This window comes from Streptacidiphilus albus JL83 (genome assembly GCF_000744705.1).
Taxonomy (GTDB): domain Bacteria; phylum Actinomycetota; class Actinomycetes; order Streptomycetales; family Streptomycetaceae; genus Streptacidiphilus; species Streptacidiphilus albus.
The window spans coordinates 8,520,829-8,534,654 of record NZ_JQML01000001.1 but is presented as its reverse complement, the minus strand read 5'-3'; the positions used below and the strand labels follow the sequence as shown (position 1 = coordinate 8,534,654).

The following is a 13,826-nucleotide window of genomic DNA, read 5'->3' as shown; positions in this document are numbered from 1 at the left end:
CGTCAGCCGCGCGCGAACTCCGTCCGGTCCGGGTAGAGCACCATCCGGTCGGGCACGCCCTCGGTCCAGCCGCCGCCGGGGCCGTGGTAGCGCGGGCAGGCCAGGGACCAGGCCAGGTTGCCGCTGAGCATCTGCGCCCAGGCGTCCAGGTACCGGCCCAGCGCCGGCTGCCGGTCCGCGTGGGCCGCGCGCAGCGCCTCGGCCTCGGCGAAGTACGCCGCCTCGGCCGCCGCGAGCCGGGCGCAGAGCTCGTCGACGGCGGCCTGGAGGCCGAGCCCCCGGGTGCGCCGGAGGACGCCGATCGCGTTCATCGGCTCGTCGGCGGCGTACTCCTTGCGGTAGGAGAGCAGGTCGTTGACCAGGATGGTGTGTTCGAAGCAGGCGTCGTGGAGGCCGTCGAGGAGCGCGGGGTCGAGGTCGAGCTCCAGGCCGAGGCCGTGCTCGATGGCGACGCCGACCAGGTCGAAGGCGGCGTCGGCGCGGCGGACCGCGAGATAGCCGGCGTAGTCGGGGACCGGCACGGCCGACTTGGCGGCGGCGGTCCGCACCACCTCGGCGAAGCCGGCCGTGAAGCGGGCCCACAGCCGCGGCGACACGCCCTGCCGGACCCGGGCCAGGGTCTGCGAGAACAGCCGGAGGTGCGCCGAGCCGGTGGCCGCGACCGAGCCGCCAGCCAGTGCGGCGAGGTACTGGTCGGCGCGGGAGGTCTCGGCGGAGTCGCCGTCGGTGACGTCGTCCAGCAGGAACAGCACGGAGGCGGCGAGGCAGATGCCGAGCAGTCGGTCGGCGTCGGCGTCGGGCAGCACCCGGCACATCAGGCTGACGCCCTCGCACTGGCCGAACAGCCGCTGCTCGGCGGGGAGCCCGACCCCGGCCATCCGCGCCCGGAACCAGCTGTCGTGCTCCGCCCTGACCTGCTGCCGCCGGGGGTGGTCGTGCGGCGCGGGCAGCCGCCCGGTCGGCAGCGCGAGCGACAGCGGCAGTCCCGTCCCGGGCAGTGGGGTGACCGGGGTGGCGGTGGGGATCACGGCGGGCTCCTCGGGGCCGGGCAGGCGAAGGACCCGCCCACCGCGCGGAGCGCGGGGACGGGTCCGTCGATCATCGGGCCCGGGGCCGCCGGATCCCGGCAGCCCCGGCGGAGCGGAGCACCCTATTCACACGTTCGAGCCACCGGTCGCTCCACCGCGAGCGGCTGCGCCGGAGGTCAGAGGATGGCGCCCGGGGTGTACTTCGCGGCCTCGGGGTGGGCCGCGGCGACCTCGCCGACCCGGCGGACGACCTCGGCGACCTGGGCGGCCGCCGCACCGGTGAAGGACAGCTTGTCGGCCAGCAGCGCGTCCAGGCCGGCCCGGTCGAGCGGGATCCGCTCGTCGGCCGCCAGCCGGTCCAGCAGCTGGTTCTCGCGGACCCCGGCCCGCATCGCCAGCGCCGAGGCGACCGCGTGCTCCTTGATCGCCTCGTGCGCGGTCTCCCGGCCGACACCGGACCGGACCGCCGCCATCAGCACCTTGGTGGTGCCGAGGAACGGCAGGTAGCGGTCGAGTTCGGCGGCGATCACGGCGGGGAAGGCGCCGAACTCGTCGAGGACGGTGAGGAAGGTCTCCAGCAGGCCGTCGAAGGCGAAGAAGGCGTCGGGGAGCGCGACCCGGCGGACCACCGAGCAGGAGACGTCGCCCTCGTTCCACTGGTCGCCGCCGAGCTCGGAGACCATCGAGGCGTAGCCGCGCAGGATCACCGCGAGGCCGTTGACCCGCTCGCAGGAGCGGGTGTTCATCTTGTGCGGCATGGCGGAGGAGCCGACCTGGCCCTCCTTGAAGCCCTCGGTGACCAGCTCGATGCCGGCCATCAGCCGGATGGTCTTGGCCAGGCTGCTCGGTCCGGCGGCGAGCTGGACCAGCGCGGAGAGCACGTCGTAGTCGAGCGAGCGCGGGTAGACCTGGCCGACGCTGGTGAAGCCCTGCCGGAAGCCGAGGTGCCCGGCGACCCGGCTCTCCAGCTCGGCCAGCTTGTCCTGGTCGCCGCCGAGCAGGTCGAGCATGTCCTGGGAGGTGCCGACCGGGCCCTTGATCCCGCGCAGCGGGTAACGGGCGATCAGCTCCTCCAGCCGCTGGAAGGCGACCAGGATCTCGTCGGCGGCCGAGGCGAAGCGCTTGCCGAGGGTGGTGGCCTGGGCGGCGACATTGTGCGAGCGGCCGGTCATGACCAGCTCGCTGTGCTCGGCGGCGAGGGTCGCCAGCCGGACCAGCAGCGCCACCGTGCGGTCGCGGACGTGCTCCAGCGACTGGAGCACCTGCAGCTGCTCGACGTTCTCGGTGAGGTCCCGCGAGGTCATGCCCTTGTGGATCTGCTCGTGCCCGGCGAGGTCGCTGAACTCCTCGATGCGGGCCTTCACATCGTGCCGGGTGATCCGCTCACGGGCGGCGATGGACGCCAGGTCGACCTGGTCGACGACGCGCTCGTAGTCGGCGACGGCTCCTTCGGGCACGTCGATCCCCAGGTCGGCCTGCGCCTTGAGGACGGCCAGCCAGAGCTGCCGCTCCAGTACGACCTTGTGTTCGGGGGACCACAGTCGGGTCAGCTCGCCGGAGGCGTATCGGGCGGCCAGGACATCGGGGATATTCGGCTTCGCGCTCACGCTTCGCAAGCCTAACAGTCCAGGTCGGAGCCGCTCACCGCCCGGTCGGCGGCTCGACCGGACGAAGGCTCGACCGGACGAAGGCTCGGCCGGTCGCGGGCTCAGCCGGCCGCGGGCACCGCGCCGCAGGCGGCGTCCAGGGCGCGCACCAGCGGGGCCAGCTCGGGGACCTCCTCGGCGGCGGAGAGCGCCCGGCGCAGCGCCGCGTCGTGGGTCGGCCGGGCCTGCGCCAGCCGCTCCTGGCCGGCGGCGGTGACCTCGGTGAAGATGCCGCGCCGATCGGTCGCGCAGAGGTACCGGGTGAGCAGCCCGTCCTCCTCCAGCCGGGCCACCAGCCGGGTGGTCGCGCTCTGGCTGAGCACCACGGCCGCCGACAGCTGCTGCATCCGCATGTGCCAGGTGTCCTGCCGGGAGAGCACGTCCAGGACCGAGTACTCGCTGACGCTCAGCGCGTGCGCGGACTGCAGCGCGCGCTCGATCTCGCCCTCGATCCGGGCGTGCAGCGCGGCCAGCGCCCGCCACCCCTGGGCCCTGGCTTCCGCGGCGCCCTCGGACAGTACTGTCATCCGCCCATGCTAACCGCCGGGCCGTCGCCCGGACGCCGTCAGCGCACGAACTGCTCCAGCAGCCGCGCCGCCTCGCCCTCCGGATCCGTCGTCAGTCCGCAGTGCACGGGCCCCGGCTGGACCACGGTGCTGCGCGGGGCGGTCAGCCAGCGGAAGCGGCGACCCGGGTCGTCCTCGCCCGCCTGGCCGGCCGCACCGCCGCCGGCGCAGACCGCGGCGACCGCGCCCAGCGCGCTGCGCACCGCGGCGACGTCGGCCTCCGGGTCCAGCGCCAGCAGCCGCTCCTCGTCCAGCAGGATCAGCGCCCGCACCAGTCCGGCCGGACGGCAGTAGACCAGCACTCCGGCGTTCAACTGTTCGCCGCGCTCCACCCGGGGCACCACCCGCACCAGGGCGTACTCGAACACCACCGGGCCGCTCACGCGCCCACCTCCGGCAACCAGTCGCGCGGTCCGGCGACCCGCTCGGCGAGCTGCGCGGTGTACGCCGCCCGTACCTCGTCCGCCGAGCCGAAGCCCGGCTCGTCCGCCAGCCACTGCTCCGGCACCAGCGCCAGCACCTCGTCCAGCAGGGCCTCGGTCACCAGCCCGGCCAACTCCGCGTCGGCCGCCGCGACCCGGGGGCCGAAGCGCAGCAGCGCATGGTCGCCGGCGTCGAAGGGGCGGCGCGCGGAGGCCGCGGCGCGGGGCCAGTTGTGGTGGAAGATCAGACTGGCGCCGTGGTCGATCAGCCACAGCTCGCCCTGACGGACCAGCAGGTTGGGGTTGCGCCAGGAGCGGTCGACATTGCCGATCAGCGCGTCGAACCAGACCACCCGCCCGGCCAGCAGCGGGTCGACCGGGAAGGCCAGCGGGTCGAAGCCGAAGGCCCGGGAGAGGAAGGCCATCCCGAGGTTGGTCCCGCCGGAGGCCTGCACCAGCTCCTGGACCTGCTGCTCGGGCTCGCCCAGCGCGATCACCGGATCCACCTCGGCCCGGACCAGCTCGGGGACGCGCAGGCCGAGCCGGCGCGCCAGCTCGCCCGCGACCACCTCCGCGACCAGCGCCTTGCGGCCCTGGGCGGCGCCGCGGAACTTGGCGACATAGAGCGCTCCGTCGTCGGCCGCCACCAGTCCCGGCAGCGACCCGCCCTCCCGAAGGGCTGTCACATAGCGGACGGCCCGTACCTCACGCAGCATGGCCCCCACCCTACCCATTGGCCCGTCGGAGCCCGCCCGCACCCGTACGGCACAGCCGTGGCTCCAGCAGTGGCAGCGGTGGGGTGTGCGTGCAAGGGTGGCGGGCAGGAGCGTGTGGGGGAAGAGCCTTCGATCAGAACCTGTGAGGACGGTAACGATGGAACGACCTCGGATCCTGGTGGTCGGCGGCGGTTTCGCCGGAGTCGAGTGCGCCCGGAGGCTCGAACGCCGGCTCGCTCCGAGCGAGGCGGACATCGCCATCGTCGCCCCGTTCAGCTACGAGCTCTACCTGCCGTTGCTGCCGCAGGTCGCGGCCGGGGTGCTGACCCCGCAGTCGGTGGCGGTCTCGCTGCGCCGGATGCTGCACCGTACCCGGATCATCCCGGGCGGGGCGATCGGCATCGACCCCCGGGCGAAGGTCTGCGTGATCAAGAAGATCACCGACGAGACCGTCTACGAGCACTACGACTACATCGTGCTCGCCCCGGGCAGTGTCACCCGCACCTTCGACATCCCCGGGCTGGTGCAGCACGCGCGCGGGATGAAGACCCTGGCCGAGGCCGCGTACGTGCGCGACCACGTGATCTCCCAGCTCGACCTCGCGGACGCCGCGACCGACCGCGACGAGCGGATCTCCCGGCTGCAGTTCATGGTCGTCGGCGGCGGCTACGCCGGCACCGAGACGGCCGCCTGCCTCCAGCGGGTCACCAGCTACGCGATCAAGCGCTATCCGCGGCTCAACCCCAACCTGATCAAGTGGCACCTGGTCGACATCGCGCCCAAGCTGATGCCCGAGCTCGGCGACAAGCTCGGCAGCACCGCGCTGGACCTGCTGCGCAGGCGCGGGATCGAGGTGTCGCTGGGCGTGTCCGTGGCCGAGGTCACCGACACCTCGGTGAAGCTCACCGACGGCCGGAACATCCCCTGCCGGACCCTGATCTGGACGGCGGGCGTCGCCGCCAGCCCGCTGATCGCCACCCTGGACGCCGACACCGTGCGCGGGCGGCTGGCCACCACCGCCGACATGAGCGTCCCGCAGTGCGACGGGATGTTCGCCCTGGGCGACGCCGCCGCCGTGCCCGACCTGGCCAAGGGCGACGGCGCGGTCTGCCCGCCCACCGCCCAGCACGCCCAGCGGCAGGGCAAGGTGGCCGCCGACAACGTCGCCGCCGCGCTGCGGGGCGGGCCGATGCAGCCGTACTTCCACAAGGACCTGGGCCTGGTGGTGGACCTCGGCGGCGCCCAGGCGGTGTCCAAGCCGATGGGCATCGAGCTCACCGGTGTGGCCGCGCAGGGCGTGGCCCGCGGCTACCACCTGATGGCGCTGCGGACCAATGTGGCCAAGGTCCGGGTGATGACCAACTGGCTGCTGAACGCGACCGCGGGCGACGACTTCGTCCGCACCGGCTTCCAGCTGCGGCGGCCCGCGACGCTCAAGGACTTCGAGTACACCGACACCTATCTGACGAAGGAACAGATCAAGGAGCACGTGGCCTCGCTCAACGTCCGCCAGTAGCAGCCGCGCCGACGCGACCTCAGGACTGCTCCGGCAGCTGCGCGTAGGCGCCGAAGCCCGGTGTCCACCAGGCCCGGCCGTCGTCCAGCACCGCGAAGCCCTCCAGTCCTGGGCGCCCCTCCAGCCAGTCCCTGGCCCGGGCGCCCAGGGCGAAGGCGGTGGTGGCCGCGATGTCGACCGCCGTCAGCGAGCGGCCGACCACGGTCACCGAGGCCAGGTTGCCGCCGACCGGCCGGCCGGTGCGCGGGTCCAGGATGTGCCCGCCGCGCTCGGCCGTGCCGGAGGTCGCCAGCGCGATGTCCTGTCCCCGGACCAGGGTCGCGAAGGCCCCCGGGTGCAGCGGATGGGCGACCGCGAGGCCCCAGGGACGGCCCGGTTCCGGCTCGCCCGCCGTCTGGATGTCCCCGCCGCCGTTGACGCAGTGCCGCCGCGAGCCGGCCTCCCGCAGGATCCGCGAGGCCCGCTCCACCGCCCAGCCCTTGACCACGCCGGACGGGTCGAGCAGCCCGCCGGCCCGGACGCTGAACCGGCCGTCGCCGTCCCGCTCGGCCGCCGCGCCCAGCTCCAGCACCTCGGCGACCTCCGGGTCGCAGTCGGCGAGCTCCAGCTCGCCCCGCCCCAGCCGGCTGATCTGGCTGTCCGGGCGGTAGGTGGAGAAGACCCGGTCGACCCGGTGCAGCCAGTCGACGGCGCGGCGCAGCCCGGCCTCCGCGTCGACGCCCGCGGCGCCGGCGTCCCGGATGTCGAAGGACACCACCGTGCCCATCACCTGCTCGGCGTGGCGCAGCCCCGCTCCGGCCATGGTCCGTCCTCCCAACGGGTGACCCGTGGTCCCCCACGGACAGCATCGTCCCAGCTCAGCCCCGGTTCACCCGCGCCACGCCGGACGGCGGGCTCCGCGCTGCGCGGTGAGCGCGACACTATCGTCCACACACCATGGGCCCGAACTCCACCTTCACCCGCCGCTCGCTGCTCACCGCCACCGCCGGAGCCGCACTGGTCCCCGCCGTCGCCGGCCGAGCCACCGCCGTGCCGCGCCCCGTCGCCGTGCCGCGCGCCGCCGCCGCGCCGCTCCCCGACGGCGCCCGGATCGCCGCCGAAGTACGGACGGAGTTCCTGCACGGCTGGCGCGGCTACACCGCCGCGGCCTGGGGCTACGACGAGGTGTGCCCGGTCAGCGGCAGGCACCACGACTTCTTCGCGCCGGGCCGGACCTTCGGCCTGTCCATCGTCGAGGCCCTGGACACCCTCTACCTGATGGGGCTGGACACCGACCTGGCCGAGTCCTGCGACTGGATCGAGGCCCACCTCGACCCGGCCCAGGACGCCGAGGTCGAGGTCTTCGAGGCGGTGATCCGGCTGGTCGGCGGGCTGGTCGCGGGCTACCACGCGACCGGCCGGGGCAGCCTGCTGGCGCGCGCCCGGGAGTTCGCCGACCGACTGCTGCCCGCGTTCACCCGCTCCCCCACCGGCATCCCGTACACCACGGTCAACCTGCGCACCGGGGCGGTACAGGGCACCACGGTGGCGCTGGCCCAGGCGGGGACGAGCGTGATGGAGTTCGGCGAGCTGTCCCGGCTGACCGGGGACGACCGCTACCTCGACGCCTCGATGCGGGCCTACACGGCGGTGCTGGACCGGCGCAGCTCGCTCGACCTGCTGGGCACCTCGCTGAACGCGGAGACCGGGCGCTGGGTCGACCCGGCCTCGGTCGCGCCCAATCCCCCGGTGGACTCCTTCTACGAGTACCTCTGGGGCGGCGGAGCACTGCTGAAGAACCGTCAACTGACGGACTGGTTCCAGTTGCTGACCAGGCCGGTGCTGGCCCGGCAGTCGGTGCGGGCCGACGGCCTGCTCTGGTTCCGCTCGGTGGACCACCGGACCGGCCGCCCGGTCGGCCCGCCCCGACAGTCCGAACTCGCGGCCTTCTACGCCGGACTGCTCGGCAAGGGCGGCTTCCTGCAGACCGGCGCCGACTACTACCGCTCCTGGACGGCCGCGCTGGACCGGCACCCGGTACTGCCGGAGACCCTGGACTACACCGACCTGGCCGCCGTCGACCGGGGCAACCAACTGCGGCCCGAGTACCCCAACTCGGCCTTCGACCTGTGGCGGATCACCGGGGACGGGTACTACCGGCAGACGGCCTACCGCTGGTTCCGCTCGATGGCGGAGAGCCAGCGGGTGGCCGGCGGCTACACCGTCTGCGGCGATGTGACGGTGCGGGGGATGCAGCCGGGCGACCTGACCCCGGCCTACTGGTTCGCGGAGAACCTCAAGTACCTGTGGCTGATGTTCTCCGGCACGCCGCGCTTCGACTACCGCCGCGGCCTGCTGTCCACCGAGGGCAAGGTGCTCCGGGGCCTGCTGCCCGGCTGATCCCCCGTCCGGGCGACTACTGCACCGGCGCCTTGCTCCGCAGCACCTCCAGGAAGGCGCGCATCCAGGCCGGGTGGTCCGGCCAGGCGCGGGCGGAGACCAGCACGCCGTCCACCACCGCCTCGCTGTCCACGAAGTCGCCGCCGGCCGCGAGGACGTCCGGGGCCAGGGCGGGGTAGGCGGCACTGCGGCGGCCGCTCAGGCTGCCGGTCGCGGCGGTGATCAGCGGACCGTGGCAGATCTGCGCGACCGGCTTGTCCGACTCGAAGAAGTGCCGGACGATCCGCTGCACCTCGGCGTTGTTGCGCAGGTACTCGGGGGCCCGGCCGCCGGGGATCACCACGGCGGCGTACTCCGCCGGGTCGACGTCGGCGAAGGCGATGTCGGCGGGCCAGGTGTAGCCGGGCTTCTCGGTGTAGGTGTCGAAGCCGTCGACGAAGTCGTGGACGACGAACTGCAGCGTGCGGCGCTGCGGCGCGGCGAGGTGGACCTCGTAGCCCTCCTCCCGGAGCCGCTGGTAGGGGTAGAGGACCTCCAGTGACTCCGCCGCGTCGCCGGTGATGATCAGGATCCTTGCTGCCATGGTCCGGGGCCAACCCTTCGTCCGTCGCTCTCGGTCCTTGCCGGGTGCACCTACTGCGTGCACCTACTGCTGACTGCCTGCTTCCTGCCACGCTCGGACCAGGCTTACACGCTCCCGCGCCGACTGCTTCCGGGCAGCGGCGGAACGGGCAGCAGCGGCACGGCACCCGGTCGGATCCGCGCCCCGTCCAGACTCTTGACAGGAATCCGACAGCGGACGAAGCTTGATGAAACCTCGTTAGGAAGCTTTCCTAACGAGAGTCGCCGACTTCCCCACGCGAAGGGCAACCCCCGCTGATGAGCCTCCGCACACGCGCCGCCTGTACTGCTGTCATGGTCATGGCAGCCGGGATCGGGACCGCCTCCCTGGTCCCCGCCAACGCCGCCGCCCGCCCGGCCGCGGCCAAGGCCGCCGCCGCCACCCTCAGCCTCAGCACCGACCAGCAGTACGCCGTCGACGAGATCACCAACGTCTTCGAGAACGGCGACATCACCAGCGGGTTCGCCGACATCGAGGACTACAACGACGGCTGCGGCTACACCGCCGGCTACATCGGCTTCTGCACCCAGACCAGCGACGACGTCAACCTGGTCAGCTACTACGACTCCCAGGAGCCCAACAACCCGCTGGCGAGCTACCTGCCGGCGCTGAAGAAGCTCGCCGACGCCGGCAGCGACGCCCACACCGGCCTCAGCGGATTCGTCGCCGCCTGGCAGAAGGCCGCCAAGGACCCGGTGTTCATCCAGGCCCAGTTCGAGCAGGCACACACCTACTACCTGGACCCGGCGCTGGCCGAGGCCAAGAAGGTCGGCCTGACCACCGCGCTCGGGGTGGCCGACTTCTTCGACACCGCCGTGGAGATGGGCCCGGACGGCGCCCCGGACAGCCCGGACGGGCTGCTGGTGCTGGCCGCCGAGACCACCAAGGACGAGGGCGGCACCCCGGCCACCGGCGTCAACGAGCACACCTGGCTGGCCCAGTTCAACGTGGTCCGCACGGCCCACCTGAAGAACCCGAAGACCCCCGGCCGCAAGTCCGACTGGCCCTCGTCGGTCGACCGGGTGCAGGCGCTCCAGGCGATGGCCTCGGCCGGTGAGTGGACCCTGCCGCTGCCGCTGAAGGTCGGCGCCGACTTCGACTTCACCATCCCCAAGCGCAGCTCCGGCAGCCCGGTGTGAGTGGACGTCAGCCGAGCTGACGTCGGCTCCGCCGGCCTCGGGCCCGGCCCGGCAGGTTCACACCTGCCGGGTCCGGCCCTCCCAGTAGGGGTCGCGCAGCCGGCGCTTGTAGAGCTTGCCGTTGGGGTCGCGGGGCAGCTCCACCACGAAGTCCACCGAGCGCGGGCACTTGTACTTCGCCAGCAGCCGCTCGCAGTGGGCCAGGATCTCCGCCGCCAACTCCGGCCCGGGGCCCGGAACGTGGTCCGGCACCGGCTCCACCACGGCCTTGACCTCCTCGCCCCAGTCGTCGTTGGGGATGCCGAAGGCGGCGGCGTCGGCCACCGCCGGGTGGGCCAGCAGCGCGGACTCCACCTCGGCCGGGTAGATGTTCACCCCGCCCGAGATGATCATGTCGATCTTGCGGTCCCGGAGGTAGAGGTAGCCGTCCGCGTCCAGGTAGCCCAGGTCGCCGACGGTGAAGAAGCCGCCGACCCGGCTCTGCCGGGTCTTCTCCTCGTCCTTGTGGTAGCTGAAGCCACCGGTGTTCATCTTCAGGTAGACGGTGCCGAGTTCACCGCTGGGCAGCGGCTCGCCGGCCTCGTCCAGCACCGCGATCTCGCTGATCGGCCAGGGCCGGCCGACCGTGCCGGGGCGCTCCAGCCACTCCCGGGCGGTGGCGTAGGTGCCGCCGCCCTCACTGGCCGCGTAGTACTCCTCGACGCACTCGCCCCACCAGTCGATCATCGCCCGCTTCACGTGCTCCGGGCAGGGGGCGGCGCCGTGGATGGCGTGCCGCATGGCGGAGACGTCGTAGCGGGCGCGGACCTCGGCCGGCAGCGCCAGCAGCCGGTGGAACTGGGTGGGCACCATATGGGTATCGGTGATCCGGTGACGGTCCATCAGCCGCAGCATCTCCTCCGGCGTCCACCGGTCCATCAGCACCACCGGGTGGCCCAGGTGCAGCGAGGCGCCGGCGAACTGGAGCACCGCCGTGTGGTAGAGCGGCGAGCAGACCAGGTGGACGTCGTCCCCGCCCGCGCGGATCCCGAAGATGCCCAGGAAGCCGCCGAGGCCCGGGTGTTCGGGCGGGATCCCGGGCAGTGGACGGCGGATGCCGCGCGGACGGCCGGTGGTGCCGGAGGTGTAGTTCATCACCCAGCCGGCGGTCCGGGCCTCCGGGGTGTCGGCGGAGCGGTCCGCCAGCAGCTCCGCCCAGGGCCGGAAGCCGGGCAGCTCGCCCACCGCGTAGCGGTGCTCCTTGGGCAGTCCGGCCCCGTCGGCGGCGGCGGTGACCGCCTCGGCGTAGCGGGCGTGGGCGATCAGCACCTTGGCGCCGCTGTCGGCGACGATCCAGGCGATCTCCGGGCCCACCAGGTGGTGGTTGACCGGGACCAGGTAGAAGCCGGCCTGGGTCGCCGCGAGGAAGGCGGTGACCAGCTCCGGGCCGTTGGGCAGGACCACCGCGAAGGCGTCGCCCCGCCCGAGCCCGGCCTCGCGCAGCCCGTGCACCAGCCGGTTGGCGTCGGCCAGCAGCTCGCCCGCGGTCCAGGGGGTGCCGTCGGGGGCGACCAGCGCGGGCCGGCCGGGGTCGGCGGCGGCCTGGGCCCAGAAGCCGACGGCGGGGGCGGTGGATCCGGTGTCGTTCATCGGTGAGCCCTCCCTGCGATCCGTTCGAGTCGGGCGACGGCGTCTTCGAAGCCCCGGGTGAGTTCGTCCACCACGGCCGCGACCGGCCGCTCCGCGGACATCTGGCCGACGATCTGCCCGACCGGGGTGCCGATCAGCTCCGGCGCCTCATAGGTCTGGATCCGGCTGAGGGCGTCGGCCACCAGCAGGCCCTGGAGCGGCATCGGCAGGGTGCCCGGGCCGTCCGCGGCGTCCCAGGCGTCGGTCCACTCGGTGCGCAGCTGCCGGGCGGGCTTGCCGGTGAGCGAGCGGGAGCGGACGGTGTCGCCGGAGCCGGCCGCGAGCAGCTTGGCCCGCAGCACCGGCGAGGCGAGCTCGGACTCGGTGACGGTGAGCCAGACCGATCCGAGCCAGACCCCCTGGGCGCCGAGGGCGAGCCCGGCGGCGGCCTGGGCGCCGCTGCCGATGCCGCCGGCCGCGAGCACCGGCAGCGGGGAGACGGCGGAGACGATCTCGGGGACCAGCACCATGGTGCCGATCTCGCCGGTGTGGCCGCCGGCCTCGTGGCCCTGGGCGACCACGATGTCGACGCCCGCCTCGGCGTGGCGCCGGGCGTGCCGGGCGCTGCCGGCCAGCGCCGCGACCGGCACCCCGGCGGCGTGGGCGCGGTCGATGATGTCGGCGGGCGGCGGGCCCAGCGCGCTGGCCAGCAGGCTGATCGGGTGTTCGAGGGCGACGTCGGCGTGGGAGCGGGCGACCTCCTCCATCCAGCCGGTGATCCGCCAGCCGGCCCGCTGCCCCTCGGGCAGTTCCGGGACGCCGTAGCGGGCCAGGGTCTCCCGGACGAAGGCGCGGTGCCCCTCGGGGATCATCGCCTCGACGTCGGCGACGGTGACGTTCTCGACCTTGCGGGCCGGCATCACCACGTCGACCCCGTAGGGCAGGCCGCCGACATGGGCGTCCATCCAGTCGAGGTCCTTGGCCAGCTCCTCGGCCGCGCCGTAGCGGACGGCCCCGAGGACGCCGAGTCCGCCGGCCCTGGTGATCGCGGCGGCCACGGCCGGGAAGGGCGTGAAGCCGAAGATGGCGTGCTCGATACCGAGCCGTTCGCTGAGTTCCGTCCTCATGGCGGCAGCATGACGCAGCGGTCGCCAGACCGGAAGAGATTATCTGACTGATAGTCAGATTCAGTCCGTCAGCCGCGGGGCCAGCTGCGGGTCAGCTCGGAGACGCTCCGCAGCTCCGGCGCGAGCCGCAGCAGCGAGACCGGGACCGGACCCATCCCCCGGGCCCAGTCCGGCAGTTCGGCCGGGCGGGCACGCAGCGTCGCGGCCACCGGGTTGAGGCTGCGCAGCACCGCCATGGCGTCCGCCGGCCGGTCCTCCGGCCGCTTGGCCAGCAGGTCCAGCACGATCCGCGCCAGCGGCTCCGGGATCTCCGGGCGCAGCTCGCGCGGCGGCCGGGGCGGGGTGTCGCGGTGGTCCAGCATGATGAACAGCGGGTCACCGACCGAGAACGGCGGGTGCCCGATCAGCAGTTCGTAGAGCACGCAGCCGAAGGAGTAGAGGTCGCTGCGGGCGTCGAGGTCGCTGCCGTCGATCTGCTCCGGGGACATGTAGCACGGCGTGCCGACCGGACTGCCGTCCCCGAAGCGGGCGGTGATGCCGACGCCGCCGCCGAGCCGGGCGATCCCGAAGTCGCAGATCTTCAACCCCCCGTCCCTGGTGCGGATCAGGTTCGGCGGCTTGAGGTCGCGGTGGATCACATTGCGGGCGTGGGTGTAGGCCAGGGCCGAGGCGATCTGCCGGGCGGTGTTGACGGCCGCGTCCACGGACAGCCGCCGCCCCGGGCTGTCGTCCAGGATCTGGCCCAGGTCGCGGCCGTCCACCAGCTCCATCACCAGGAACAGCACCCCGTCCGACTCGCCGAAGTCGTGGACCACGGTGATGCCGGGGTGCTGCAGTCCGGCCGCGACCCGGGCCTCGCGCCGGAACCGCTCGCGCTGCAGCTCGGCCTGCTTGGGGTCGTGCACGGCCACACCGGCCCGCAGGCACTTGACCGCGACATTGCGCCCCAGCGCCTCGTCCTCGGCCCGCCAGACCTCCCCCATACCGCCCCGGCCCAGCAGGCCGATCAGCCGGTACCGGTTCTGGATCAGTGTTCCTTGCTCCACCGTCCGATTGT

At 73.4% G+C, this 13,826-nt stretch carries 13 protein-coding genes; 3 read left to right on the top strand and 10 right to left on the bottom strand.

What is annotated here, in order from left to right; genetic code table 11:
- Nucleotides 1–2 precede the first annotated feature (2 nt).
- The 5 genes from BS75_RS37065 to BS75_RS37045 all read right to left on the bottom strand — a co-directional run bounded on the left by BS75_RS37065 (nucleotide 3) and on the right by BS75_RS37045 (nucleotide 4,378).
- The gene (locus BS75_RS37065; protein ID WP_034091354.1) at nucleotides 3–1,028 is read right to left on the bottom strand and encodes a terpene synthase family protein; all 1,026 of its coding nucleotides are present in this window, start codon (nucleotides 1,026–1,028) and stop codon (nucleotides 3–5) included.
- A 176-nt stretch (nucleotides 1,029–1,204) separates the two neighbouring features.
- The gene (gene purB / locus BS75_RS37060; RefSeq protein ID WP_034091353.1) at nucleotides 1,205–2,644 is read right to left on the bottom strand and encodes an adenylosuccinate lyase; all 1,440 of its coding nucleotides are present in this window, start codon (nucleotides 2,642–2,644) and stop codon (nucleotides 1,205–1,207) included.
- Nucleotides 2,645–2,736: 92 nt separating this feature from the next.
- Complete coding sequence (locus BS75_RS37055) at nucleotides 2,737–3,201, bottom strand: MarR family winged helix-turn-helix transcriptional regulator (RefSeq protein WP_034091352.1); 465 nt, start codon at nucleotides 3,199–3,201, stop codon at nucleotides 2,737–2,739.
- Nucleotides 3,202–3,239: 38 nt separating this feature from the next.
- Nucleotides 3,240–3,623, bottom strand: coding sequence for a DUF3037 domain-containing protein (locus BS75_RS37050; RefSeq protein ID WP_034091351.1), 384 nt, complete (start codon nucleotides 3,621–3,623; stop codon nucleotides 3,240–3,242).
- Nucleotides 3,620–4,378 carry a HipA family kinase gene (locus BS75_RS37045; protein ID WP_034091350.1) on the bottom strand — a complete coding sequence of 253 codons (759 nt, stop codon included), beginning with the start codon at nucleotides 4,376–4,378 and terminating at the stop codon, nucleotides 3,620–3,622. The genes BS75_RS37050 and BS75_RS37045 overlap by 4 nt, the downstream gene beginning before the upstream one ends.
- Before the next feature lie 157 nt (nucleotides 4,379–4,535).
- Between BS75_RS37045 and BS75_RS37040 the strand changes: the two genes are divergently transcribed.
- The gene (locus tag BS75_RS37040) at nucleotides 4,536–5,894 is read left to right on the top strand and encodes an NAD(P)/FAD-dependent oxidoreductase (RefSeq protein ID WP_034091349.1); all 1,359 of its coding nucleotides are present in this window, start codon (nucleotides 4,536–4,538) and stop codon (nucleotides 5,892–5,894) included.
- Nucleotides 5,895–5,913: 19 nt separating this feature from the next.
- On the opposite strand, the gene BS75_RS37035 is transcribed toward BS75_RS37040, so the two are convergent.
- The gene (locus BS75_RS37035; RefSeq protein WP_034091348.1) at nucleotides 5,914–6,696 is read right to left on the bottom strand and encodes an FAD:protein FMN transferase; all 783 of its coding nucleotides are present in this window, start codon (nucleotides 6,694–6,696) and stop codon (nucleotides 5,914–5,916) included.
- Between the two features lie 134 nt (nucleotides 6,697–6,830).
- Here BS75_RS37035 and BS75_RS37030 point away from each other — a divergent pair, with 134 nt between their 5' ends.
- A complete protein-coding gene (locus BS75_RS37030; protein ID WP_034091347.1) occupies nucleotides 6,831–8,273 on the top strand; it encodes a glycoside hydrolase family 47 protein in 1,443 nt (480 codons plus the stop codon).
- A 16-nt stretch (nucleotides 8,274–8,289) separates the two neighbouring features.
- Here the strand turns inward: BS75_RS37030 and BS75_RS37025 are convergent, their stop codons facing one another.
- Nucleotides 8,290–8,856, bottom strand: a complete 567-nt coding sequence (locus BS75_RS37025; protein ID WP_034091346.1) for a DJ-1/PfpI family protein — start codon at nucleotides 8,854–8,856, stop codon at nucleotides 8,290–8,292.
- A 296-nt stretch (nucleotides 8,857–9,152) separates the two neighbouring features.
- Here BS75_RS37025 and BS75_RS37020 point away from each other — a divergent pair, with 296 nt between their 5' ends.
- Entirely contained in the window at nucleotides 9,153–10,034 is an 882-nt protein-coding gene (locus BS75_RS37020; RefSeq protein WP_081983005.1) for a chitosanase, read from the top strand.
- 57 nt (nucleotides 10,035–10,091) lie between these two features.
- Here BS75_RS37020 and BS75_RS37015 read toward each other — a convergent pair whose 3' ends face one another.
- The 3 genes from BS75_RS37015 to BS75_RS37005 all read right to left on the bottom strand — a co-directional run bounded on the left by BS75_RS37015 (nucleotide 10,092) and on the right by BS75_RS37005 (nucleotide 13,815).
- The gene (locus BS75_RS37015) at nucleotides 10,092–11,663 is read right to left on the bottom strand and encodes an acyl-CoA synthetase (protein ID WP_034091344.1); all 1,572 of its coding nucleotides are present in this window, start codon (nucleotides 11,661–11,663) and stop codon (nucleotides 10,092–10,094) included.
- Complete coding sequence (locus tag BS75_RS37010; protein WP_034091343.1) at nucleotides 11,660–12,769, bottom strand: nitronate monooxygenase; 1,110 nt, start codon at nucleotides 12,767–12,769, stop codon at nucleotides 11,660–11,662. Before BS75_RS37010 ends, BS75_RS37015 begins: the two co-directional genes overlap by 4 nt.
- A 68-nt stretch (nucleotides 12,770–12,837) precedes the next feature.
- A complete protein-coding gene (locus tag BS75_RS37005; RefSeq protein WP_052070174.1) occupies nucleotides 12,838–13,815 on the bottom strand; it encodes a serine/threonine-protein kinase in 978 nt (325 codons plus the stop codon).
- Between the last annotated feature and the right edge of the window lie 11 nt (nucleotides 13,816–13,826).